This is a genomic window from Sphingobium sp. AP50, from assembly GCF_900109095.1.
Classification (GTDB): domain Bacteria; phylum Pseudomonadota; class Alphaproteobacteria; order Sphingomonadales; family Sphingomonadaceae; genus Sphingobium.
On the sequence record NZ_FNYZ01000006.1, the window covers coordinates 95,727 to 120,689 of the forward strand.

General features: G+C 64.6%; 19 protein-coding genes. 6 read left to right on the plus strand and 13 right to left on the minus strand.

All coding sequences use genetic code 11. The annotated features are described in order from the left end of the window. Nucleotides 1–4: 4 nt before the first annotated feature. The gene (locus tag BMY84_RS12370) at nucleotides 5–886 is read left to right on the plus strand and encodes a TraB/GumN family protein (protein ID WP_093084221.1); all 882 of its coding nucleotides are present in this window, start codon (nucleotides 5–7) and stop codon (nucleotides 884–886) included. Here BMY84_RS12370 and BMY84_RS12375 read toward each other — a convergent pair whose 3' ends face one another. After that, the gene (locus BMY84_RS12375) at nucleotides 887–1,948 is read right to left on the minus strand and encodes a hypothetical protein (RefSeq protein WP_093084222.1); all 1,062 of its coding nucleotides are present in this window, start codon (nucleotides 1,946–1,948) and stop codon (nucleotides 887–889) included. 117 nt (nucleotides 1,949–2,065) lie between these two features. Further along, nucleotides 2,066–3,025: a hypothetical protein gene (locus BMY84_RS29720; protein WP_177203993.1), complete on the minus strand. Its 960-nt coding sequence runs from the start codon at nucleotides 3,023–3,025 to the stop codon at nucleotides 2,066–2,068. A 183-nt stretch (nucleotides 3,026–3,208) separates the two neighbouring features. Here BMY84_RS29720 and argJ point away from each other — a divergent pair, with 183 nt between their 5' ends. The 3 genes from argJ to BMY84_RS12395 are packed head-to-tail and all read left to right on the plus strand — an operon-like array spanning nucleotide 3,209 to nucleotide 5,861. Beyond that, nucleotides 3,209–4,432 (plus strand): bifunctional glutamate N-acetyltransferase/amino-acid acetyltransferase ArgJ, encoded by a 1,224-nt coding sequence (argJ, locus tag BMY84_RS12385; protein WP_093084225.1) that lies wholly within the window; start codon nucleotides 3,209–3,211, stop codon nucleotides 4,430–4,432. 12 nt (nucleotides 4,433–4,444) lie between these two features. Further along, entirely contained in the window at nucleotides 4,445–5,242 is a 798-nt protein-coding gene (locus tag BMY84_RS12390; protein ID WP_093084227.1) for an inositol monophosphatase family protein, read from the plus strand. 10 nt (nucleotides 5,243–5,252) lie between these two features. Beyond that, nucleotides 5,253–5,861 carry a glutathione S-transferase family protein gene (locus BMY84_RS12395; protein ID WP_093084228.1) on the plus strand — a complete coding sequence of 203 codons (609 nt, stop codon included), beginning with the start codon at nucleotides 5,253–5,255 and terminating at the stop codon, nucleotides 5,859–5,861. Between the two features lie 18 nt (nucleotides 5,862–5,879). On the opposite strand, the gene trxA is transcribed toward BMY84_RS12395, so the two are convergent. The 9 genes from trxA to BMY84_RS12440 form a co-directional block, all read right to left on the minus strand. After that, on the minus strand, nucleotides 5,880–6,200 hold the full coding sequence (gene trxA, locus BMY84_RS12400) for a thioredoxin (protein WP_093011650.1): 321 nt from the start codon (nucleotides 6,198–6,200) through the stop codon (nucleotides 5,880–5,882). 56 nt (nucleotides 6,201–6,256) lie between these two features. Next, nucleotides 6,257–9,658 (minus strand): double-strand break repair helicase AddA, encoded by a 3,402-nt coding sequence (gene addA / locus BMY84_RS12405; RefSeq protein ID WP_093084230.1) that lies wholly within the window; start codon nucleotides 9,656–9,658, stop codon nucleotides 6,257–6,259. Continuing rightward, nucleotides 9,639–12,608: a double-strand break repair protein AddB gene (gene addB, locus BMY84_RS12410; protein ID WP_093084231.1), complete on the minus strand. Its 2,970-nt coding sequence runs from the start codon at nucleotides 12,606–12,608 to the stop codon at nucleotides 9,639–9,641. The genes addA and addB overlap by 20 nt, the downstream gene beginning before the upstream one ends. Then, nucleotides 12,601–13,311, minus strand: a complete 711-nt coding sequence (locus BMY84_RS12415) for a nucleotidyltransferase family protein (protein ID WP_093084233.1) — start codon at nucleotides 13,309–13,311, stop codon at nucleotides 12,601–12,603. Before BMY84_RS12415 ends, addB begins: the two co-directional genes overlap by 8 nt. After that, complete coding sequence (locus BMY84_RS12420; protein WP_093084234.1) at nucleotides 13,308–14,294, minus strand: aminoglycoside phosphotransferase family protein; 987 nt, start codon at nucleotides 14,292–14,294, stop codon at nucleotides 13,308–13,310. The genes BMY84_RS12415 and BMY84_RS12420 overlap by 4 nt, the downstream gene beginning before the upstream one ends. After that, the gene (gene tsaE, locus BMY84_RS12425; RefSeq protein ID WP_371262416.1) at nucleotides 14,291–14,722 is read right to left on the minus strand and encodes a tRNA (adenosine(37)-N6)-threonylcarbamoyltransferase complex ATPase subunit type 1 TsaE; all 432 of its coding nucleotides are present in this window, start codon (nucleotides 14,720–14,722) and stop codon (nucleotides 14,291–14,293) included. Before tsaE ends, BMY84_RS12420 begins: the two co-directional genes overlap by 4 nt. 31 nt (nucleotides 14,723–14,753) lie before the next feature. Beyond that, on the minus strand, nucleotides 14,754–17,102 hold the full coding sequence (locus BMY84_RS12430) for a PAS domain-containing sensor histidine kinase (protein WP_093084237.1): 2,349 nt from the start codon (nucleotides 17,100–17,102) through the stop codon (nucleotides 14,754–14,756). 347 nt (nucleotides 17,103–17,449) lie between these two features. Beyond that, on the minus strand, nucleotides 17,450–18,868 hold the full coding sequence (gene ahcY, locus BMY84_RS12435) for an adenosylhomocysteinase (RefSeq protein WP_093084239.1): 1,419 nt from the start codon (nucleotides 18,866–18,868) through the stop codon (nucleotides 17,450–17,452). Between the two features lie 133 nt (nucleotides 18,869–19,001). Continuing rightward, entirely contained in the window at nucleotides 19,002–19,562 is a 561-nt protein-coding gene (locus BMY84_RS12440; protein ID WP_093084240.1) for a YqgE/AlgH family protein, read from the minus strand. Nucleotides 19,563–19,706: 144 nt separating this feature from the next. On the opposite strand from BMY84_RS12440, the gene BMY84_RS12445 reads away from it, so the two are divergent. Both BMY84_RS12445 and BMY84_RS12450 read left to right on the plus strand, forming a co-directional pair. Further along, nucleotides 19,707–20,189 carry a peroxiredoxin gene (locus BMY84_RS12445; protein WP_093084242.1) on the plus strand — a complete coding sequence of 161 codons (483 nt, stop codon included), beginning with the start codon at nucleotides 19,707–19,709 and terminating at the stop codon, nucleotides 20,187–20,189. Nucleotides 20,190–20,280: 91 nt separating this feature from the next. Further along, nucleotides 20,281–21,735 carry an AMP nucleosidase gene (locus tag BMY84_RS12450; RefSeq protein WP_093084244.1) on the plus strand — a complete coding sequence of 485 codons (1,455 nt, stop codon included), beginning with the start codon at nucleotides 20,281–20,283 and terminating at the stop codon, nucleotides 21,733–21,735. Nucleotides 21,736–21,901: 166 nt separating this feature from the next. On the opposite strand, the gene BMY84_RS12455 is transcribed toward BMY84_RS12450, so the two are convergent. Then, nucleotides 21,902–23,050: a GGDEF domain-containing protein gene (locus tag BMY84_RS12455; protein ID WP_093084245.1), complete on the minus strand. Its 1,149-nt coding sequence runs from the start codon at nucleotides 23,048–23,050 to the stop codon at nucleotides 21,902–21,904. A gap of 31 nt (nucleotides 23,051–23,081) precedes the next feature. Then, nucleotides 23,082–24,914, minus strand: a complete 1,833-nt coding sequence (locus tag BMY84_RS12460) for a M2 family metallopeptidase (protein ID WP_093084247.1) — start codon at nucleotides 24,912–24,914, stop codon at nucleotides 23,082–23,084. Nucleotides 24,915–24,963 lie beyond the last annotated feature (49 nt).

Here is a 24,963-nt window from a genome sequence, read left to right on the forward strand (position 1 = left end):
ATAGATGCGCAGGATGAGCCGCCTTCTCGCCCTCTTCGCCCTGACGCTGGCCGCCGCTTGCAGCAAGGCGCCGGAAGCACCGCCACCGCAGGGTGGCCCGGCGCTGTGGCAGGTGCAGCGCGGCGCCTTCAAGGGCTGGCTGTTCGGGACCATCCATGTGCTGCCCCATGACGTGGCGTGGGATACGCCGACGATCAAGGAAGCGATGGCCGGCGCGGACCGTTTAATTCTGGAGGCGGCGGACCTTCAGGATGAACAGAAGACGCTGGGCCTGTTTGAGAAGATGGGGCGTAGCCCCGGCCTGCCACCGCTGGAGCAGCGTGTTCCGGCGGAGGAAAAGGCGGCGCTGGACAAGGCGATGCGCGATGGCGGCACCAACACGCAATTGCTGTCTGGTTATGAAAGCTGGGCGGCGGCGATGCTGTTGTCGGCCGCCAGCCAGCAGGATCTGGGCGTCAGCCAGAGTGACGGCGTCGAGCCGGTGCTGATCGACACGTTCAAGAAGGCGAAGAAGCCGATCGGCGGGCTGGAGACGGTGGAGCGGCAGTTCGGCGCCTTCGATACGCTGCCCGAAGCGGCGCAATCCCGGCTGCTGGTGCAGACCGTGCATGAGGCCAAGGGGATGAAGGCGCTCTATGACCGCATCCTCAAGGCCTGGCTGAAGGGCGATATGGAGGCGATCGCCAAGGAAGATGAAGTCGGCGAGCAACCCGACCCGATGGTCGAGGAAGCGATATTGGTGCAGCGCAACCGGGACTGGGTAAAGGCGATCGAGCCGATGACGGGCAAGCCGTTCATCGCGGTGGGCGCGGGGCATCTGACGGGTCGCGAAAATCTGATCGACCTGCTGGAGGCGCGGGGCTTTACCGTCACCCGTATCCAGTGATCAGGGCGCTGGCGGGCGGGCGGAGACTTCATCCAGCACTGCCCTCCAGCACTCCGCCACATGGCGGCGGCCATAATGGCGGTCCAGATGATCGCGGGCCTGCGCCAGCAACGGCTGTTCGCTCTCCCAGCCATGGGCATAGCGAGCGAGGCCCGCCTGCCAGTCATCCAGCGCGATGAAGGGGCGCAATTCCTCATAGGATTCGATCGAATCCGCGATCACGCCCAGCCCGGCCATGATCGCCGTCGCCGGGCGATTGATCGACTTGCCCAGCGTATAGTCGTTGCGCGCCACGGGGATGATCGCGACCCGATGCTGGCGCAGCGCCAACGGGAAGCTGGCGAGCGACCAGGGCATGAAGAAGCTGGGAATGCCCCAGCCGGGCGCAGCGGCGCGATAGCTTTTGGGCTGGTTGTTGATGATCGTCAGCGTGACCGGATGGTCCGCAGCAAAGGCGCGCAACTGCGCCATGGCATCGTCCAGCAGGCCGACGCCGGACACGCCCGCCATATTATTGCCGAACCACACGCAATGGAGCGTGCCGGGATGCGCCGCCAGAAAGGCGCGCAACCGCGACAGGCGGTGGCGTTCGATCAGCGACAGGCGCAGCGTACCGAGGCTGGACAGATCCTCCAGCATGTCGGGCACCACCCGCACCCGCCCCGCAATCTGCGGGGTGGAGGCCAGCAGCAACTGCCCCATCCGTTCGGTCGGCACCGTCACCAGATCGGCCTGCGACAACAGGCTGCTGGTGCGCTGGCCGTGGTGCGGCGCGTTCTTCACCCGGTTATTGGCGAAGCGATTGTCGCATATGTCGAAGATCAGCCCGCATCCGGCCTGCCGCGCGGCCTTGATCGCCTTGCGCGCGCCGCGGCCGAAAGCCTTGGAGATGATCACCGCGTCATAGCCGTCTGGGCTTTTGAGCCGGGGATAGCGACCGACATCCACCCCGGCTTCGCGCAGCGCCAGGATCGGCTCCAGCACGCGCAGGCGGATGCTGGCCTTCTTCTTCGAATAGCGCTTGGCGTAGAAGGCGAAACGGCGACCGTTTATGGCTGTCATGGGCTGGATATACTCGCGAAGTTGCCGTCTGATGCCACTGACGCCGACGGGGAGGCAAGGCCGTCCCCGTCAGGAGCGAACTAGGTGCTCCTCAGCGCATCCGTTCGCGACGGGCCATTACCGCTTCCCGGCCACGGAACCGAAGAACGCCAGATCAAACTGCCCCGCCTGATCATAATGCCAATAGTTGAGCGTATAGGCCATTTCCTGCCCTTGCGGCCCGAAAAAACCACCAGCCAGAGAGAGCGGCCCCAAGCCAGATTCAGGGTTATAGGCCGACCCGGTGAACCCAGCCGTTTCCTGGTCGATACCGCCGGTCCATATGAACGGGCCGATATGAACGGTAGTACCGGTTTCAGACCGCCCGTCCAGCGTCACCTCACCGCTGATCCTGCCCGTGAGCAGGCTGACACTCATGGTCGCGCTCACGGATTCGATATTGTAGCGCACCGCCTGAGCGCTCGATCGACGATCATAAATCACCCCGGTTGCAGCAAACTGGGTAAAGTTGACCGTCGTCTGGGTGGGCGCGTCGTTGAGCCGGGTCGGAACGCCCATGAAACAATGTTCCTGGAAGTTCGTAGTCGGCGTGCCATCGATCGATGTTTCAATGCGGAGCGCGGTCTGACGAACATAGTCCAGACTGAGCGGACGAATGATGCTCAAATAGGCGCGACGGCCAGATCCAATGTCCGCTTCGAAACTGCTGCTGACGTTCGTTTCCGAAACGCGCGAAGATGGCAAAAAGGATAGGTATGGCGGCAGCCCAAGAGCGCCGCTGGGTACAGCGCGATACTCCTGCGTAGCGGCCACGTAGCTTCTTGAGCCTTCGCGCTCGTAGATTGCACCGGCCTCAAGCGTTGGCATCCCGTTGGCCACCAGAACACCCAGTGAATTGCAGGCAGTCGCGAAACGATAATCCTCCGTCAGGCCGGCGATCTTGGGATAAGAGGATGTGGGAGTAGGCGTTGGGGTTGGGGTCGGCGTAGGTGTTGGTGTCGGAGCGGGGGTGATCGTACCGCCGGAATCGGAATCCCCACCGCCACAGGCCGCAAGTGCGCAAAATGCCACCATCATCAGATGGCTTCGGAAACGATGCATAAATCCCCCACATAGATGTTCGACCCGATGCGATTTCGGTTCCCCAACCAGGAATCGCATAATGGAAGTGCTTTTGAATTCATGTTGTTACCCAAGCAAGGCGTTTATTTACTTCGACCGGGTTGGCCCCGGACCGGAAATTGGATAATCGCGCAGACTATGGAAAAATCCCCCCTCGCTCCCGCCGCCTTCCCGTTCCTTCCCGCCATTGACGGCGTGACGCTGCGAACGGCGCGTGCGGGCTATAAGGCGTGGGAGCGGTGCGACCTGACCTATGTCGAACTGGACGCGGGAACGGCCGTCGCGGGCGTCACCACCCAGAGCAAATGCCCTTCTCCTGAAGTCGAATGGTGCCGGGATGCCATTCCGCTGGGGTCGGCGCGCGCGCTGGTGGTCAATGCGGGCAATGCCAATGCCTTTACTGGCCATCGTGGTCGCGCCGCCGTGGAGGCGATCGCTGCCAAGGTGGCCAATCACCTGTCCTGCTTGCCGTCGGACATCTTCGTCTCCTCGACCGGGGTGATCGGCGTGCCGCTGCCGGTCGACAAGGCCGAAGCGGGGCTGGAAGCCGCGTTCACCGCTACGCCCTGCGACTGGGAAGATGCCGCCGTCACCATCGGGACGACCGACACCTATCCCAAGGGCGCGTCAGCCTCCGCGATGATCGGTGGCGTTCGGGTCGAACTGGTGGGCATCATCAAGGGATCGGGCATGATCGCGCCGGATATGGCGACGATGCTCGGCTATATCTTCACCGATGCGGCGATCGATCCGGCGCTGTTGCAACAGATGCTGTCGGCCGCGAACAAGCGGACTTTTTCCTGCATCACGGTGGATAGCGACACGTCCACCAGCGACACGGTGCTGGCCTTCGCCACCGGCAAGGCGGGCAACGCGCCGCTGACATCGATGGACGATGCGGGAGCCGATGCCTTCCATGCGGCGCTGAGCGATCTGTGCCGTCAGCTTGCGCATCTGGTGGTGCGCGACGGCGAAGGCGCGACCAAGTTCGTCGAGATCACCGTCGAGGGCGCGGAAAGCGACGAGAGCGCCCATCGCATCGGCCTGTCGATCGCCAATTCGCCGCTGGTGAAGACCGCTATCGCTGGCGAGGATGCCAATTGGGGGCGCGTGGTCGCCGCCATCGGCAAGGCGGGAGAACCGGCCGACCGCGACAAGCTGTCCATCCGCTTCGGCGCCACGCAAGTCGCGACCGGCGGCCTGGCGGTCGAAGGCTATGACGAGGCGCCGGTGGCCGCGCACCTGAAAGGGCAGGATATCGTCATCGGTGTCGATCTGGGGCTGGGCAATGGCCGGGCGACGATCTGGACCTGCGATCTGACCCATGGCTATATCTCGATCAACGCGGATTATCGCAGTTAAGGGTCGGGGCTGATGCTGCTGGAACTCCATGATCCCGTCGTCGCGCTGATGCGGCAGGTGGGGCGCGATATCGTCATGCCGCGCTACCGCAACCTGTCCGCCGACGAGATCAGCGAGAAGGCGGCCAACGACTTCGTCACCATCGCCGACAAGGAAAGCGAGTTGCGGTTGTCCGAAGGGCTGGCCGATATCCTGCCCGAAGCCGGGGTGGTCGGCGAAGAGGCTTGCGCCGCCGATCCCAGTATCTTGGAGCGGGCTGGCGAAGGGTTGAACTGGATCATCGATCCGATCGACGGCACCGGCAATTTCGCGTCGGGCAACCCGCCCTTCGGCATCATGGTGGCGCTGGCCGATGGCGGCACGACGCTGGCGGGGTGGATACTCGATCCGCTGACCGGACGGCTGTGCCATGCGATGCTGGGCGGTGGCAGCCATATCGACGGAGAGCAGGTGACGGCGCGGGAAAGCGGCGGCGAATTGCCGATCGCGGCGCTGGCGGTCTACTTCATGGACCCGCAGGAGCGCGCGGACATTCAGCGCCGGTCGCAGGCCAGCTTTGCGCTGGTGGATATTCCCCGCTGTGCCGCCGAACAATATCCCCGGCTGGTACTGGGGCAGAATGACGTGTCGGTCTTCGCGCGCACTTTGCCCTGGGATCATGCGGCGGGCACTTTGTTCGTCAATGAGGCGGGCGGTTGCTGCCAGCGGATCGATGGCACGCCCTTCCGGGTGGGCGATACCCGCCGTGGATTGATGGGCGCCTCCTCCCCGCGTTTGTGGGACAGGGCGGCGGAGACGTTGTTCGGATAAGGAAATATCGATGCTGACGATCTGGGGCCGGCTCAACTCGCACAATGTGAAGAAGGTTGCCTGGTTCGCCGACGAAATCGGCCTGCCCTATATCCGCCATGATGTGGGCGGCAAGTTCGGCATGGATGACGCCTATCTGGCGAAGAACCCCAATGCGCTGATCCCCACGATCGAGGATGGTGACCTGATCCTGTGGGAATCCAACGCGATCCTGCGTTATCTGGCCGCGCGCTATGCGCCGCAGATGTGGCCCGCCGATCCGGCCGGGCGGGCGCAGGGCGACAAATGGATGGACTGGCAATTCGCCTTTGCCGATGCGCAGCGCGACGCCTTCCTGCAACTGGTGCGGACGGCGCCCGATCAGCGAAATGCACAGGTGATTGCGCAATCGGCCGAGGCGAGCGGCAAGGCCATGCTGATCCTGGACCGAGCACTAGCGAAACAGCCCTGGCTGTCAGGTGTCGATTTCGGTGTCGCGGATGTGCCGATGGGCGTCTATGCCCATACTTATTTCACGCTGGATATGGCGCGGCCCGATCTGCCGCATCTGCGCGGTTGGTATGACCGGCTGTGCGGACGGCCGGGCTATGCGAAATCGGTGATGATCCCGCTCACATAACCCGGCCGCTCCATCAGTTCACAGGACGCTTTCGATCCAGCCCTTGAGCGCGCTCTTGGGGGCGGCGCCGACCTTGGTCGCGGCGGCTTCGCCATTCTTGAACAGGATCATGGTCGGGATGCCGCGCACGCCATATTGACCCGGCGCATCGGGATTTTCGTCGATATTGATCTTGGCGATAACCAGCTTGTCGGCCAGTTCCTCGGAGATTTCCTCCAGAGCCGGGCCGATCATCTTGCACGGGCCGCACCATTCGGCCCAGAAATCGACAAGCACGGGCTTGTCGGAATCGATCACGTCTTCCTTGAAGCTGATATCGGTAACTGCCTTGGTGGCCATGAATGTCTCCTTTAGTTGAGGCGTATCTAGGGTGAGTGCACGTCCGGCTCAACGGGTCAGAGCGGCAAATTCTCCTGCGCGGGGACAAAGCCGGGCTTGTGCGCCGTCAGCAAGGCGGGCGGCAGGGTGATGAGGCGCGGCGCGCTGGTGTAGAGCAATCCCGCCTCGATCGCGCGATCGGGGAAGATCACCGCCAGCGCGGCGGCGTAGGCGGCCATCTGCCGGACATGCGCGCCCGGCACGTCGGCCAAAGTCAGTGGCGCGATCCGGCCGGTCTTGAAATCGGCGAACTGCACGCGGTCCGGGCCGATGCACAGGCGATCGACCGTGCCGGCGATCACCGCTTCACCGACCACTGCGGCGATCGGCGCTTCGGCGAGCGCGTCTGGCCCAAAGAGCGCGGCATAGTCGGGCGCTTCGATCACGCGAAGTGCCTGTTCGATGACGTCTTGACGTTGCGCGGCGTCCTCTGCCCCCTGCTGCACCAGCCAGCGATCGGCGGCGTCGCGCCGGCGATCGACCGGGACGGCGGGCAGGCGCTCGAACAATGCGTGGAGCCAGCGGCCGCGCTCGGCCGCCTGCCGCATCGCTGGAGTTGGCGGCGGATAGGGCACGTCATCCTCGACCTGCGCGGAAGGGGCAAGCGGGCGCGGCGGCCGGGCTTCGGCGGGCGCAGCCTGTCGCAGCCAGCCCGGCTCGGTCAGTGCGGTTCGTTCGGCGACCGTCTCCGGCTCGGCCTTTCTGGGCGGCAATATCTCGCTGCCCCGCCAGCGGCGGGTCGCGCCCCAAAGCGGATCGGCATCCCAGTCCGCGCCCAACGAAACCATCGCGCCTTCGACGGCGGCGAACCAGCTTTCGGGCTTCACTTCGCCCTTTGCGCGCGGCCCCAGCGATCCGGCGACGATCAGCCTCTCCTCTGCGCGGGTAAGGGCGACATAGAGCAGCCGCCAGTGCTCTTCGCGATCGACCTGTGCGGCGGCGGCGGCGACATCGCCGATCGGCCCCTGTTTCTCCGCCTTGCGCGGGGGCAGGATGGGCAGGCCGTTCCATTCCAGCGAATCCGACCGATTGCCGGCATCTGGATCGATACAGGCGTCGGCCAGTATGACGATCGGCGCCTGCAGGCCCTTTGCGCCGTGCACGGTCAGCAGCCGCAGCATGTCGCCGGCCGCCGCCGCATCGCGCACGATCTCCACTTCGCCCCGGTCGAACCAGTCGATGAAGCGCTGAAGCGAGGGATGATCGTCGTTTTCGAAGGCGAGCGCGGCGTTCAGCAATTCCTCGATCGGGTCGGCGGCTTCGGCGCCCAGCCGCGCGATCAGCCTGCGCCGTCCGTCCATCGGCCCGGACAGGATCGCCTCCAGATAGCGATAGGGGGTGGTGAAGTCCGCCACGCCCAGCAGGTCGCGCAGCGGCTGGAGCAGGGCGTCGGGCTGCGTCTGGTTGAGGTGGCGCCACAGGCCGGTCCTGCGCCCGATCAGCCGGGTCATCAATTCGTCCTGGGTCCAGCCGATCAGCGGCGACACCAGCAGCGCGGCAAGGTTCAGCTCATCCTCCGGCTGTACGGCGAAGCGCAGCGCGGCCAGCAGATCGCGCACGGCCAGCGGGGCGTTCAGGCGCAGCCGGTCGATCCCGGCGACGGCCACCTGCTCTTCATACAGGCGCGCGACGATCAGGCGGGCCAGTTCGCTGCGGCGGCGGACAAGGATCATGATGTCACCGGCGCGCACCGGGCGGCCCCGGCTTTCCAGCATCAGGCCATCGTCGATCCACTGCTTGATCTGTCGGGCGATCCGTTGGGCGAGAACACGTTCCTGATCCTCGGCCCAATCCTCCTCGCCCTCTGCTTCTTCGGACAGGTTGGCGACGACGGGCTTCCAAAGCAGCACTTCGCCGGGGTGGCGGTTGGCGCTGATATGATGGACTTCGCCGCTTTCCAGCCCCAGCCGTTCGCCGCGCAGCGTAGCAATGGTGCGGTCCACCACGTCCAGCACCGCCGGGGTCGAGCGGAAGCTGCGATCGAGCGAGAGATTGAAGAAGTCATGGCCGGACTGGTCTGCGTCGCGCTTGAACAGCAGACGGGCGGCTTCGAAATTGGCGGGGCTGGTGCCCTGAAAGCCGAAGATCGCCTGTTTGAAATCGCCCACGGTGAAGATGGTCCGGACTTTCTGTTCCGGCGACCATTCGACTGCGAAAAACTCCTCGGCCAGCGTGCGGACGATCCGCCATTGCGCGGCATTGGTGTCCTGCGCCTCATCGACCAGGATGTGGTCGATCCGCTGGTCCAGCTTGTAACGGATCCATTCGGCGATGCCCGGCTGTTCGAGCAGGCTGGCAGTGCGCGCGATCAGATCATCGAAATCCACCGCGCCGGCCAGTCGCTTGGCCTGCGCGTAGCCGCGTGCATAGGCGCGGCCGGCATGGAGCGCCTGCGCCAGCAGCGCTGCATAATCGGCGCGCAGCTTCATCGCGATCAGCGCGCCGCAGCGCTCATAGAGGCGCATCGCCATGTCGGCATAGCCATCGACCGCCGGGACGAAGCCCTTGCTCTCCAGAAAATCGCCATCCGCCTTCGCCCAGGCGCGATGCAGGTCGGTCAGCGTCGCCGCCCGGCCTGCGGGATCGAGCACGCGCCATGCGGCGATCCGATCGCATCGCTCCAATGCGCGGGTCTTGCCCCAGTTAACATTGGCCCGCACCACCCAGTCGAGCGCACGCATGTCGAAGATATCATCGGAACATTGGTCGGCAAGCCATTGATCGATATCGCCATCGGGCAGGCCGAGCTGCTCCGCCACATAGGGTGCGATCGCTTCGGGCAGGTCGCTCAGCGCATCGCTCCGCGCGGCGCAGCGCAGCAGGAATTGCTCCGCCCCGCCCTCGCCCAGCCGCAGGCTCAGCGACTGGAGCGCCTCCATCAGCGCGGCATCGCCCTGCTCCTGTGCCGTCACGACAAGGTCGGCCAGCGTCTGCCGCGCCAGGCTCGATTGTTCACGCTGGTCGAGCGGGCGGAAGCCCGGCGCAAGATCGGCCTCCAGCGGGAAGGCGGTCAGCAATTGCTGGCAGAAGCCATGGATGGTCTGGATTCGCAGGCCCCCGCCGGTGGACTCCAGCACTTCGGCAAAGAGGCGGCGGGCATGGTCCTGCATCGCCGGGCCGAAATCCTCGCCCAGCGCCATCAGGTCCGTCGCCAGCGCAGTCCTGTCCATCTGCACCCAGGCGGCGAGGCGATCATGGATACGATCGGCCATTTCCGCCGCGCCTGCCTTGGTAAAGGTGAGGCACAGGATATTTTCCGGCCGCACCCCCTGCAACAGCAGGCGGAAGACGCGCGCGGTCAGCACATGGGTCTTGCCCGTGCCGGCGGAGGCCGACAGCCAGACATGGGCATCGGGCGCGGCGGCGCGGGCCTGATCGCCCAGCAATTTCTGGAGCGCCTTAGCCATCGTCGCGGCCATACCATTCCTCCAGCCGCATCAGCTGGTCATAATCGCCATAATTAGCCACTTCGGGGTTGATCTCTGCCCGGAACGGCGCTGCCCCCAGCAGATAGTCGTTGGCGACCGCCTCGAAATGCTCATGGGCATGGGCGGTGAAACTGTCGGTGACGATCTTGTCGCGCTTGCCCATGGGGTCGACCGGCCGTTCGCGATAGCCGAACTGGTCGCCCTTCTTGGCGAGCGACCAATATTCGAAATCGCCCGCCTGCACGCGCGTTCCAAGACCTTCAAACCCGCCCAGTTCGGCGATCACGCCCAGCAGGCCGAGTTGCAGCGTATAGCCGGCCTTCACCTGCCGCGCGCTGGGTGGCTTGCCGGTCTTGTAATCGATGATGCCGATGCGGCCGTCCGCCAGCCGGTCAATCCGGTCGGCCTTGCCCATCAGGGTGACGCCGGCGATCTCCGCCCGCCCCTCCTGCTCGACCGCCAATATGGTGCGGCCTTCGGCCTTGTCCTTGGCCACTTCGGCCGCGATCCAGCGGATCGCCTCTATCAGGCGGGGTTGCCACAGGGCCTTGAGCAACGGATGCACTTCGGGCTGGTCGAACATGGCGCGGGCGCGCGCTTCCAGATCGGCGGGGTCGAGCGTGCCCGCTTCGGCCCAGCGTTGCAGCACGTCATGCACCGCCGTTCCGCGCCAGGCCGGACCAGCATCGGCATCGACCGGATCAAGCCGGGTGAGGCGCAACACGCGCTTGGCGTAGAAGGCGAAGGGATCGGCCTTCAGCCGGTCGACATCGGTGACGGGAATGACGGTCGGCCGCGCCACAATGGGCGGCACCGGCGCGGGGCGTTTGGCCGGGTGATAGGCGGCGGGCGCATCGATCGCGCGGGCGAAACCGGCATAGCGTTCCGCCGATTTCCATTGCGATCCGGCCATAGCCTTCAATCGCAGCCAGAAGCGAGAGGCGACCGCCGGGCCGCCGCTGCCGCGACGGGCACGGGTGATGAGGACATGCGGGGCACCAAGCGCGCTCGCGAAATCATGGGCGGCAAGGCCGATGCGCGTTTCCAGCCCCGGCAGGCCGAGTTCGCGCCGGATGCGCGGGGCGAGCCAGGGATCGGGCGCGGGCAAGCCCGGCCAGGTGCCTTCGTTGAGGCCGCCCAGAATCATCAGGTCGGCCTGCATCAGCCGCGCTTCGATCAGGCCCAATATGGCGATGCGCGGATGGCCGCCCTGTGGCGGGCGGACGGAAACGCCGCCCAGCATATGATCGAGCAGGGCGGGCAATGCGCGCGGATCGGCCTGACGCGGACCTTCGGGCGCGGCAGCCTCCATCTCCGCGAACAGATCGGCGGCGGCATGGCCCTGATGCCCGGCCCAGACGGTGTCGCCGGTCAGCATGCTCGCCTGTTCGCGCAGCACCGCCAGTTGGGCCGCCAGATCGGTGGCCGTGGCGAAGCCTGTCTCCAGCGGTTCCAATAGCGCGCGCGCCGTTGGCCACCAGTCGTTCACCTGCGCGCGCAACACCCGCTGACGATCATCGGCACGAGGATGCATCAGCAGGTCGATGCCTATCAGGCCCGCCTGCGGTCGTGGCCCGCGCAGCAGCAGGTCCAGCGCGCGGACGCCCTCCAGCCAGGACAGGCGCCCCTCCCCCTTCATCACCAGCGGATGTTTGAGCAGGGTCAGCAGCGAGACCGGGGCGAAGCGTTCCGATACCGCTTCGGCCATGGCGATCAGCAGTGTGCCGGGCAGCAGGCGGGAGAGCGGCGAACCGGCGCTGTCGTCCGCCTCTATCCCCCAGCGGCGCAGATGCGCGGACACGCGCGTCGCCAGTTGCCGGTCGGGCGTCACCAGCGCAGCGGTGCGTTCCGGTGTTTCCAGCGCCTCGCGCAGGGCGATGGCGATGGCTTGCGCCTCCTCGCCCGGTGTCGCCACCTCCAGCGCCTCGACCCCGGCCAGCGATCGATCTGCTGTCTTCAGGTCACGCCAGCGACTGGTGAGTTTGGGCGGCAGCATCGCGTTGGAGATATTGCGCCCGCGCACCGCCCGCGCATCATGCTCGCTGCCCCAGCGCCAGTTCGCGACATCCTCACGCGTGGCGCTCATGCCGTCCAGCAGGCGCTTCAACGCATATTGGGGATGGCTTTCATGGCCTGGCTTGCGCTGGCCGGTCAGCGGGTCGGCATCGAACGGGCCGATCGCGTCCCATGCCTCCGGGTCCATATGCTGGTCGAGGCCGGCGAACACCACCGAGCCGTCTGGCATCAGGCCGATCCGGCGCAGCAGCCGGGCAACGGCGGGGGCCGTGGTGGAGATGCCGGCCGCCACGACGAAGCCCGCAGGCGGATGCGCCGCCCAACGGGCCGCAAGCCGATCGAACAGCCGGTTGCGGCGGTCGGCCAGATCGATGCAGCCGGTCCGTGCCAGCTCATCGGGCCATCGGGCAATCAATATCTCGAATATTTTCAAGGAAGTCTGCCAATGTTTTGACAGTTCTTCCGAAAGCGTCAGATCGCGCAGCGCGGTCAGCGGCACGCGCTCCACCTGCATCTGGTCCAGCACCACGCCCAGCGCCTGCCCCAGCAGCAGCGCCTGCCCGGCATCGACCTCCGGCTTGGCCTGTTGCACCATGCGGGCCAGGATCATCTGCCGCCGCATCGGGGCGATGGCGGGCGGGATCGTCTCTTCTTCGCCCAGCGGGTCGAGCGCGCCGCCCACCTGTTCGCCAAGGTCGGGATCGCCGATCGCCACCAGTCGCGGCAAGAGCAACCCGCCGCCCGATTGCCGGACGAAGGCATCGCTGACCGCCCGGATCGCGCGGTTGTTGGGCAGCAGGACCATGCCCTGCGCCAGCGCCATCGGATCGCCGCGATGCTGGGCCAGCAGGCCCGCGACCAGCGCGTCGGCGAAAGCGCGGTGCGCCGGGATGGTGAACAGCGCCGGATGCGTCCGATCACCCATGGGCGATCATCGACTCCACGACCGGGATGGCCTTTGGCGTGCCGACGTCGAACCACAGCCCCTGGTGCGACACGCCGTAGAGGCGGCCCTTTTCGATCGCGCGGTTCCAGAAGATGTTGGTCGAAAACACGTCCGCCGGGGGATCGACCAGCAGATCGGACGAGATGATCTGGATACCGATATAGACGAAGGGCGCGACATGACCCTGCTTGCGGCGGGTCAGGCGACCATTGGCGTCCATATGGAAATCGCCCTGCCCGGAATGGCACATGGCGCGGGCCTGCGGGATGAGCAGCAGCAGCGCATCCATCTTTGCCGGGTCCCATATCCGCCGCATCATCGCGAATGTCTCACTGGGGCCGTCGACCCAATAATTGTCGCTGTTGACGCAAAAGATGGGGCCATCGCCCAATAGGGGCTTGGCCTTGATGAGGCCCCCCCCGGTTTCCAGCAGCTTGGCCCGCTCGTCCGAAACGGCGAATTCCAGCCCGCATTTGCGCGATTTGAGATGCGCTTCCACCGTGTCGGCCAGATAATGGACGTTGACGACCACTTTCCTGATGCCGCCCGCTTCCAGCCGGTCGAGCGCATGGTCCATCAGCGGCTTGCCCGCCACCTTGACCAGCGGCTTGGGCCGGGTCGCGGTGAGCGGACGCATCCGCTTGCCCAGCCCTGCGGCCATCAGCATGGCGGTGTCGATCATGCGGGGGCATACTCCTCTGGGGCATGATGGCGCTGATCGGCCGGGATATTCGCGTCGAACCAGGCGGCGACGGGCGCCAGCGCCGGATGCGCAAGGTCGCGTTCCAGCAGGCTCCACATGCGCGGCAGGAAGGACAAATAACGCGGCTTGCCATCGCGCTTCCACAGGCGGGTGAAGATGCCGATAATCTTGGCATTACGCTGCGCGCCGAGCACCGCATAGGCGGCGTCGAAATCGGCGGGCGGATTGGCGACGGCCTTATAATGGGCCAGCATCGCGGCCTCGACTTCGACCGGCACATCGCGCCGGGCATCCTGCAACAGGGACACCAGATCATAAGCGGGGTGGCCCGCCAGCGCGTCCTGAAAATCGAGCAGGCCAAGACCATGGGAGGCCGTCCGGTCGATCAGCATGATATTTTCGGCATGATAGTCGCGCAGCACCGTCACGGTCGGGCTGGCCGATCCTTCGACCAGCGGCAACACCGCGTCCCAGGCGGCGACATAGGCGTCGACATCCACCGGCAAGCCGATCGCCGGGCAATACCATTCGGTCAGCAGGCCGACTTCCCGCTGATAGACCGCCCGATCATAGGGCGGCAGGTCGGCGGGCGGCAGGCGATGCAGGTCGGCGATCAGGTCGACCGCGCGGGCGTAGAGCGAGAGTTCGTCGGCCGGATCGGCCTCCAGATGCTCCTTGATCCGCAGATCGCCGAAATCCTCGATCAGGACCAGACCTTCCTTCAGGTCGCGCGCCAATATGCGCGGCGCGGCGAAACCGTCGGCCAGCAGATGTTCGGCGATGGCGATGAAGGGGCGTGGGTCTTCATGCGGCGGCGGCGCGTCCATCAGCACGGCGCGGCGTCCGCCGTTCAGTACGCGGAAATAGCGACGGAAGGAGGCATCGCCGGCAAGCGGGACGATGGCGGCGCCATCCCAGCCAGCATCGGCAAGAAAGGCGGGCGCCGAAACGGGCGGGATCATATCTGTGACCATCGATCCGTCCAAGCGTCCGGCACGTCCGCTGTCAAGCGCCGCGCGTTATCTCCCGCGCCATCTTGGACAAAGTCGATGGTAAGCCGCAGGGCGTGGGACCATAGCCCGCTGCCCAACCGGTCGGGCCATTCGATGATCAGCAGGCTGTCCATCAGATAATCGCCCAGTGCCAGTTCCTCTACCTCGTCCGGGCCATCCAGCCGATAGAGATCGACATGGGCCACCGGCAGGCGGACTTCGGGCACATCATAAGGCTGGACGATGGCGAAGCTGGGACTGGGCGCTTCGCCCTCCAGCCCCAGCGCTTCGAGCAGGCCGCGCGCCAGCGTCGTCTTGCCCGCGCCCAGTCCACCTTCGAGTGTGATCACATCGCCAATGCGGACATGGGTGGCGATGCGTCGGCCAAGATCCAGCATCGCCGCTTCACCATTCAGGTCCAGTACCGTCTCAGCCACGGGGCAGCTCAATCGTTGCCATCGTGCCCTGTCCGGGGCGCGACAGGAGGGTCAGGCTGCCGCCATGTGCCTCCGCCAACTGGCGGGCGAGCGGCAGGCCGATGCCGGCGCGACCGCCGTTGCGGGCCTGATCCGCGCGAGCGGCGGGATCGAAGATCGCCTTTTGCTGGGCAGCCGAAATGCCGGGGCCATTGTCCGACACGACGATCCGGGCCTTGTCCCCCGTGCCGTCGCCATGCAGCAGGATGCGGGCATCCTTGCCGCAATAGCGGATCGCATTTTCGAGCAGATGCTCGATCGCCTGCCCGATCCGGCGGGCATCGCCCTGCACCATGCCCAGGCTGCCCTGAAGCGAGGTGGCGAGTTCCATGCCCTTGGCTGTCGCCTGCCCCTTCAGCCGCTCGGCGCTCTCGCGCGCTACGACCGTCAGGTCGACCGGCGCGCGCTCGATCGGCAGGGTGCCGACCTCACCCTGGGTCAGGTCCAGCACATTGTCGATCAGCATCGACAGGCGGGCCGTGCTTTGCAGGATGCCGTCGACATAGCCCCGCGCAGATTCGCTCAATTCCCCGGCATAGCCAGCGCTCATCATCTCGGCGAAACCGGAGATAGTGGTGAGCGGGGTGCGCAACTCATAGCTCATATTGGTGACGAAGGCGGTCTTGACCTTATCCGCCTGTTCCAGCGCCTCGTTCCGATCGCGCAGCACCTGTTCGACCCGGCGGCTGTCGGTCACATCCAGCATGGTGAACAGCGCATTGCCGTCCGGCAGCGGCATGGCGGCAAATTCGAAGATGCGCCCATCGGCAAAGCCGACATGGCCGGCACGCTGCTTGCGTTCCACCGTGGCGGCGCGCACCAGTTCGCGGACCAGATTGCTCTGCTGCGGCTTGGCAAGCTGGGTCTGCACCGCGCGCATCAGATCATCGATGCGGGGATGGGAGGCAAGCAGATCCTCGCTGGCACCCCAGATGGTGCGGAAACGGCTGTTCCACATTTGCAGTCGGCCGTCGGAGGAGAAGACGCCGATCGATTCGAACAGATTGTCGAAGGTCGCGGTGCGCACCCGCAGCAGCGTGTCGCGCGCGCTGGAAAGCTGAACCTGCTCTGTGCGGTCCTCGAAGATCAGCAGCAGGCCGCCATCGGGGAGCGGCTGGGCATAGACACGCAAATGGGTGCCGTCCTGCAACAGCCAGTTTTCCTCCTGCGGGTCGGGAGAGAGGAACCAGTTGCGCCGTTCGGTGCGCCATGCCGGAAAATCGCGATGTTCGGGCAGGCGACGCGCGTCGCGCATCTGGTCCAGCACCCTTTCGAACAGGGGTGCGTCGTTGAGCGCATCCTGTCGCAGGCCGAACAGGCTGATGAAGGGCTGGTTCCAGAAGCGCAGCGCCCGGTCGGGGCCGAAGCGGGCCACACCGGCGGACAGGCGATCGAGCAGGTCGCGCTGCGCCGCTTCCAGCCGTCGCTGTTCGACCCGCGCGGTTTCCAGTTCATGCTGGTCGACGGCATAGCCCGCCACGCCTGCCGGGCCGAGCGGCACATCGACCACGCGCATGGTGCGGCGTTCGCCATCGATCGTCGCGGGGACCATGCGTTCGATCGGAGCATCCTGCGCCACGGCATCAGCGGCGGCGGCTTGAGGGCTGACGCCACCGGCCATTTCGACCAGTTCGATGCCGTTGGCGATCACTTCACCGGCATCGTCGCCATCGACCGCGCGGACATAGGCGCTGTTGACCAGGCTGAGACGCAGGTCGGGCGTGCGATGCCACATCGGGAAAGGCGCTGCCTCGACCAGTCCGGCCAGCGCCTCCAGCGCCTCCCGCAACTGTTCCACATGGCTCTTCAAATCCTGAATTTCGGCCTGACTGTCGGTCGCATCGAAAATCCACAGCACCACGCCGCCGCTTTCGGCAAGGCCCGGCCCGGCAGGCGCGCCGCGCACCAGCAACAGGCGAGAAGACCCTACGCCGCGCACCGGCAGAGCAAAGCTCTTGCCCGCGCGCTGGGCCGAGGCGATTTCGCGGGCCAGCGCGGCGCCATCATCCGGCTCCAGCCCGCTATCGGCATCGGTCAGTTCCGATACGAAGGTCGGCACCCGCGCCTTGCCCAGCCATTTGGCGAGGCGATCGGCGGCCTCCAGCCGGCCATCGGGATGGATGATGATCGGGGCAGCGGGGGCAGACGCCAGCAGCACCGCCAGCCGATCCAGTTTGCCCTGCGCTTGCGTACCTTCGCGCCGCATCCGCTGGCCACTGACCAGCGCCCACACGGCCGCGCCCAGCCAAGCAGCCAGCACCACGCCGAAGATGATTGCGGCATAGGGGGACAAGGTCGTCATGACCCCTGCCCTCCGACCCGCCGAACCTGCCTGTCCCTGTCCATAAGCCGACTGGGCCTAAACCAGTTCGGCGATGGCGGGAAGTAGCCGATGGGCAAAATTCCTGTCCGAAAGGCAGGGCATTGAAAATTATGGGGCCTCTCAATTTCCGTCATCCCCGCGCAGGCGGGGATCCATCTCCCGCCTTTTCACCTTGATGAAAGGTTGGGAGATGGGTTCCCGCCTACGCGGGAATGACGAGTGAATGATTTCGCAGCCCTGCCTTCAAGGGGAATAACTTATGTTTGCGCCAACAAAAAAGGGAGGCGTTTCCGCCTCCCTTCGATCCGCTTTGCGGTGTCGCTATCTTAGTAGCGGTAATGGTCCGGCTTGAACGGGCCTTCCACCGGCACGCCGATATAGTCGGCCTGACGCTGGCTGAGCTGGGTGAGCTTCACGCCCAGCTTTTCCAGGTGCAGCGCGGCGACCTTCTCGTCCAGATGCTTGGGCAGGACATAGACGTCGTTCTTGTACGTCTCGCTCTTGGTCCACAGTTCGATCTGCGCCAGCGTCTGGTTGGTGAAGCTGGCCGACATGACGAAGCTGGGGTGACCGGTGGCGTTGCCGAGGTTGACCAGACGGCCCTTCGACAGGACGATGATCTTCTTGCCGTCGGGGAATTCGACTTCATCGACCTGCGGCTTGATCTCGGTCCACTTCATGTTGGCGAGGCCCGCAATCTCGATCTCGCTGTCGAAATGGCCGATGTTCGACACGATCGCCATATTCTTCATGGCGCGCATGTGATCGACGGTCAGGACGCCTTCATTGCCGGTCGCGGTGACGAAGATGTCGGCGCGGGGCGCGGCTTCTTCCATCGTCACGACTTCATAGCCTTCCATCGCGGCCTGCAACGCGCAGATCGGATCGACTTCGGTCACAAGCACGCGGGCGCCGCCATTGCGCAGCGATGCGGCCGAACCCTTGCCGACGTCACCGAAGCCGGCGACGCAGGCGACCTTGCCGGCCAGCATGACGTCGGTGCCCCGGCGGATCGCGTCGACCAGCGATTCCTTGCAGCCATAGAGGTTGTCGAACTTCGACTTGGTGACGCTGTCGTTCACGTTGATCGCCGGGAAGGGCAGCTTGCCCTTCTTCGACAGTTCATACAGGCGATGAACGCCGGTGGTGGTTTCTTCCGACACGCCCTTGATCGACTGGACGGTCTTGGTCAGGAAACCGGGGCGTTCGGCCAGAACGCGCTTCAGCACCGAACAGAAGATTTCCTCTTCCTCGTTCGACGGCGTGAACAGTTCTTCACCGGCTTCGACGCGGGCGCCCCACAAGGCGAACATGGTGGCGTCGCCGCCATCGTCCAGGATCAGGTTGCAGACGCCGCTGTCGTCATTGTGCCAGTCGAAGATGCGTTCGACATAGTCCCAATATTCCTGAAGGCTCTCACCCTTGATCGCGAAGACCGGCACGCCCGACGCGGCGATCGCGGCGGCGGCATGGTCCTGCGTCGAATAGATGTTGCAAGTCGCCCAGCGCACCTGCGCGCCCAGCGCGGTCAGCGTTTCGATCAGCACGGCGGTCTGGATCGTCATGTGCAGCGAACCGGTGATGCGCGCGCCCTTGAGCGGCTGCGACGCACCGAATTCGGCGCGCAGGGCCATCAGGCCGGGCATTTCGGTTTCGGCAATCTCGATTTCCTTGCGGCCAAAGGCGGCAAGGGCGATATCGGCGATAACATAATCCTGCGCCTGGGTGGCGGGTGCGGTGGCCACGAGCGTATCTCCGTCAGCTAAGAATTGTGCCCTGACCGATACAGGCCGGACGGGGCGATATGCTGCGCCTTACCAACCGCCAGCGATGCTGACAACCCAATATAAAGATTTCTTTATGTAGCCGGTCGCAGGATCAGGCCGATCCGGCGCCGCTCACCAGATGGCTCGAATCGATGCCGGACGCGGCAAAAATGGTCGACCATTTGCCGCGCGTGGGCGTGTCGAACAGCAGATTTCCGGTGGCGGGCGCCAGGAACCAGCTTTCGCCGGTCATCTCCACTTCCAGCTGCCCCGCACCCCATCCGGCATAGCCCAGCGCGACCAGATAGCGGCTGGGGCCCCTCCCCTCCGCAATCGCCTTCAATATGTCGAGCGATCCGGACAGACCCCATTGCTTGTCGACCTGCACCATGTCCTGCCCCGCCCAGTCGAGCGAATGCAGCACGAATCCGCGGCGCGGCTCTACCGGCCCGCCACGCAGCACGGGGACATCGCCGACTTTGCTGCCATCGATATCGAAACTTTCGAGCAGGTCGCGCAGGCGCACGCCCTCCATCTCTTCATGCACGGCGATACCCAGCGCGCCCTGCGCATCATGCACGCACATGGCGATGACCGAATGATCGAAGCGCGTGTCCTGCATCCCCGGCAGGGCGAGCAGGAAATGGCCACCATAGAAGCGCGTCTGGTTCATGCTTCGAATATAGCCTCTCGCAGGCCCTTGCCAAGAACGGGTGACCTTAAGGGCAGGGCAGAATGACATATTCCTGCCAGCGTCTTGACAGGCGGGCCGCCAGCGCCGACCTCCGCCGCCGGTTCACAGGCCAGGAGAATAAGCATGACGATCACCAAGGGCGAACGCCTTCCCTCCACCACCTTCACCAAGATGACCGAAAACGGCCCCGAAGCCGTGGCGTCGGAAGAGTTTTTCGCTGGCAAGACGGTTGCCATCTTCTCCGTCCCCGGCGCCTTCACGCCGACCTGCTCGGCCAAGCATCTGCCCGGCTTCATCGACAAGGCCGAAGCGCTCAAGGCCAAGGGCGTCGATGAGATCGCCTGCACCGCCGTCAACGACGCCTTCGTCATGGGCGCCTGGGGCAAGTCCGCCGGCGCCGAGGGCAAGGTGACGCTGCTGGCCGACGGCAATGCCGATTTCGCCAAGGCCGTGGGCCTCACCATGGACGGCAGCAAGTTTGGCCTGGGCACGCGCGGCCAGCGTTTCTCGATGATCGTCAAGGACGGCGTGGTCGAGGAACTGAATGTCGAGGCACCGGGCGACTTCAAGGTGTCGTCGGCCGACTTCATGCTGGAACAGCTCTGATCTGATAGAATTTGCGCGCCGGATCGATTATCCGGCGCGCAATATTACAGCCGGTCTTCCTTCCGTCATGCAAAGGCGGTAACAGGAGGCGATGACACAAAGCATCGGCACCGCGACGGTCGCGCAACTCGACCAAATCTACCAGACGTCCATCGAAACCCTGCGCGAGGCGATGCGCGCCTACGCCCGCGATGGCAGCATCCCGCCAGCCGAGGCGCGGGCGGATCGGCGTTTCTGCTATCCCGAACTGCGGATCACCTATCGGGATGATAATCAGGCGCCGCCTCCCGGTCGCTCCTTCGCCCGGCTTTCCAAGCCCGGCCGCTATGTCACCACCATCACCCGCCCCGCCATGTTCGCCGATTATCTGGCCGAGCAGATCGACCTGCTGGTGCGCGATTATGGGGTCGAGGTGGAAGTTGGGCTGAGCGATCAGCAGATCCCCTTCCCCTATGTGCTGGACGGATTGGATATCAATGCCTTGGACGGCACGCCGCCGACGGAACTGGCGCGCTATTTCCCCGCGACAGAGCTGGCAGAGATTGGCGACGAGATTGCCGACGGCCTGTTCACGCCGGATATCGATGGCGATCGGCCGCTGGCCCTGTTCGACGGGTTGCGCACCGACTTTTCGCTGGCGCGGCTGAAACATTATACCGGCACGCCGGCCGAACATGTGCAGCGCTATATCCTGTTCACCAACTATCATCGCTATGTCGACGAATTCGTGGACTGGGCCTGCAAGGAATTGCAGCGTCCCGGCAGTCGCTTCACCGCCCTGTCCGGCGCCGGTGGTGTCTATGTGACGCCCGAGACGGCCGATCCGGCGCAGATGATTGCCGACAGCGCCTGGCGCAAGCATCAGATGCCGGCCTATCACCTGATCGCGCCCGACCGCAGCGGCATCACGCTGGTCAATATCGGCGTCGGCCCCTCCAACGCGAAGACGATCTGCGACCATCTGGCCGTCGTCCGTCCCGAAGCCTGGCTGATGATCGGCCATTGCGGCGGCCTGCGCCCCAGCCAGCGGATCGGCGACTATGTGCTAGCGCACGCCTATCTGCGCGACGACCATGTGCTGAACGAGATGCTGCCGCCCGAAATCCCGGTGCCGGCGATCGCCGAAGTGCAGGTGGCGATGGCCAGCGCGGCCGAGGCCGTGCTGGGCGGCGGCGATCCGGAAGATTTCAAGCGGCGGCTGCGCACCGGAACGGTAGTCACGACCGACGACCGCAACTGGGAATTGCGCTATTCCAGTTCGGCGCTGCGCTTCAGCCTGTCGCGCGCCGTGGGCATCGACATGGAATCGGCGACGATCGCGGCGCAGGGCTATCGCTTCCGTGTGCCCTACGGCACGCTGCTCTGCGTGTCGGACAAGCCCATTCATGGCGAGTTGAAGCTGCCGGGTCAGGCCAACCGCTTCTATGAGGAAGCAATTGCGGGCCATTTGCGTGTCGGCCTGATGACCTGCGAATTGCTGCGACAGGAAGGGGCGAAGCTGCACAGCCGCAAGCTGCGCGCCTTCAACGAACCGCCTTTCCGCTAAATTGCGCAGTGCCAAATCCGAAACACCCGCCGTTCGCCCAGAGTAGGGACTGAGCGAAGTCGAAGGCCCGTATCGAAGGGGCTGGCGTGCCCTATCCTTCGATACGCCGCTTCGACAAGCTCAGCGGCTACTCAGGACGAACGGATCAGATTTAGCGCACGCTGCTCTAAGCGGCTTCGGTCCAGATGGTGATGCGATCCTTACCGTCCTTCTTGGCGGAATAGAGGGCCGCATCCGCGCGGGCGAACATGTCTTCCAGGCACATGTCGGTGTCGGTCAGTTCGGTCACCCCGAAACTGGCGCGAAGTCCGGTGACGGGCACGTCCGCTAGTGCCAGATGGGTGACCTCGGCGCGTACCCGTTCCATGACTTCAGCGGCGCACACGGCTGCCGAGTCCAGCAGCAGCAGGCCAAATTCGTCGCCGCCCAGACGCCCAACTACGTCACCGCGACGCACCGCGCTGACCAGCAGGGCTGCAAAGCCCCGCAGCGCCTGATCCCCGGCAATATGGCCGTGACCGTCATTCAGCGCCTTGAACCCGTCCAGATCGCAAACGACCAGCGCCAGCCGCCGTTTGTGCCGCCGTGCCTGCGCAATCGCCTGCGCCGCTGCTTCGTCCAGCCCGCGCCGGTTGAGCACCTGCGTCAGGGGATCATGGCGGATCTGCTTGCGCAATTGCTGGGCCAGATCGCCAGCCACCACCAGCACGGCGGTAACGGCGGTGGCGACATAGATGGTCGGCATGAAGATGCTGAAGATCAGGCGGTAGAGATCCTTGCCGATCTCCGGCCCACGGATCAGCAACGCCGATCCCGCCAGGGCAAGCTGAACCAGCGCGAAGGCAAGCAGGGCGACGAAGAAGACCAGTTCGGGCGGGGTGAAGCGCCGATCCCTTGGCCAGAGAGAAATCGCGCTGACTGCCAGCAAGACGCCGACATAGGTCGGAATGATCAGGCCCTGCATGATCTGACTGCCGACCGGGCCAATGGCCAGTCCCATCCCAAGCGTTGCCAGTGCGGCGGGTATGACGAAGGCGGTCAGGCGCAGCGGCTTGCCGGATCGCTGTCGCACGCCGATGGCGAGCAGCGATCCGCTGATGATCAGCCCGACGCCGGTCACGATGAACCAGCCGGGGCTTTTCAGGAAATAGCCGCCGGCATTGGCCATCCACTGCAGCATCCCCACTGCATAGGAGGCCGTCCAGGTCAGGACGTGCCTTTGCCGACCGAAGTGAAGCCAGGCCACGGTCAGCGCCACCGTCATTACGGTGGCGGTACCAAAAAGCAGGGATAAAAGAATGGCTGCCGCGTTCATGCGGCAGCCGTTTACCAAGATTTACTCCGGCTTACCAGCCGCAGGACTTGCCTTTATTCTGCGCAATCAACCACTTCTGGAGTGGCGCGAAATAATTGACCAATGCCTTGCCCGACATTTCACGGCTGCCGGTGAAGGCTTGCAGCGCGTCGGGCCAGGGTTTTGATGCGCCCATTTCCAACATGGCGTTAAGTTTGGCCCCTACTTCCTTGTTTCCATAGAAGGAACAGCGATGCAGCGGGCCGGTCCAGCCGGCCTGCTTGCACGCCGCTTCATAGAATTGGAATTGCAGAACGCGGGCCAGGAAGTAACGCGCATAAGGCGTGTTGCCCGGAATATGGAACTTGCCGCCCGCGTCAAACTTCGTCTCGTCACGTGACACCGGTGGGACGATGCCCTGATATTGGGTGCGAAGGTCGGTCCAGGCCTTTTCATACTGGCTTTCGGGAATCGAACCGTCGAATACGCCCCAGCGCCATTTGTCGATCAACAGGCCGAAGGGCAGGAAGGCGACCTTGTCCATCGCCTGTCGCAGCAACAGGCCCAGATCCTTGTCGGCGCCCGGCACCTTGGCCGGATCGAGCAGGCCGATCTTCACCAGATAATCGGGCGTGATCGACAGCGCGATGAAGTCCCCGATGGCCTCATGGAAGCCGTCATTGGCGCCATCCAGATAGAGTGGCTTCTGGATCTGGTAGGCGCGCTGATAATAATTGTGACCGAGTTCGTGGTGAATGGTGACGAAATCGTCGCCATTGACCTTCGTGCACATCTTGATGCGAATATCATTCTTGTTGTCGAGATCCCAGGCCGAGGCATGGCACACGACTTCGCGGTCGCGCGGCTTCACGATCTGCGAACGATCCCAGAAGCTCTGCGGCAGCTTTTCAAAGCCAAGCGAACTGTAGAAGCCCTCGCCCGCCTTCACCATGCGGGTCTGGTCATAATCCTTGGCCGTCAGCAGATCGGTGACGTCATAGCCCAGATCACCCGCGCCTTCTGGTGCGACGATCTTGTAGATATTGCCCCATTCCTGCGCCCACATATTGCCCAGCAGGTCAGCTCTGATCGGCCCGGTCTTGGGCTGGACCGCATCGCCATATTTCTCGTTCAGCTTGGTGCGGGTATAGCAGTGAAGCTGATCATAGAGCGGCTTCACCTCGCCCCAGATCTTGTCCGTCAGCTTGGCGAAATCGGCGGCGGGCATGTCATATTTTGAGCGCCACATTGCGCCGGTGTCAGCAAAGCCCAGTTCCTTCGACCCGGCATTGGCGATGCTCACCAGCTTGGCATAGTCCTGCCGCATCGGTGCGCCGACATTGTCATGCCAACTGACCCACATTTCCTTGAGCTCTTCGGGATTGCGGTCCGTGCCCATCTTCTCTTCGATATCGCTGCCGTTGATCGGCTGGCCGTTCAGCGTACCCTTCCCCTTGCCATAGGCGGACTGGAGCCGGGTCGCGAGATCGTTCAGTTCCTCGGCAGCGCCCGGCGTCGTCGGAGCGGGCAGAGTGAGCGCGGTGCGCAGCAGCGTCAGCCGGCGCTTCGTCTCTTCGCTCAGCCCCGGCGCCGTCGCATATTTCGCCGCGTCCAGCGCATAGTCGACCCGCATCTTGGTATCGATCGCGCCGAAATAGGATGCCATCGCATCGGTATCGTCGGTGATATAGGTGGCGTTGATCCACGCGGCCCGACCACTGACGATCGACTGGTCGAACAATGTCTGTTCGGCTTTGGCCAGGAAGGCCTCCGCGTCGGCAGCGGTGGGCGTGGCCGACTGCGTAGCAGCGGGCGCTTGCTGCGCCAGTACCGGCGAAGCAACGAGGGCAGCCGCAAGCGCGGCCATGGAAATTGCGATTTTCACGGGGTTCCCCTTATCGGTTATAAAGGGAAGGTGGCTTGCCGCGGCGATA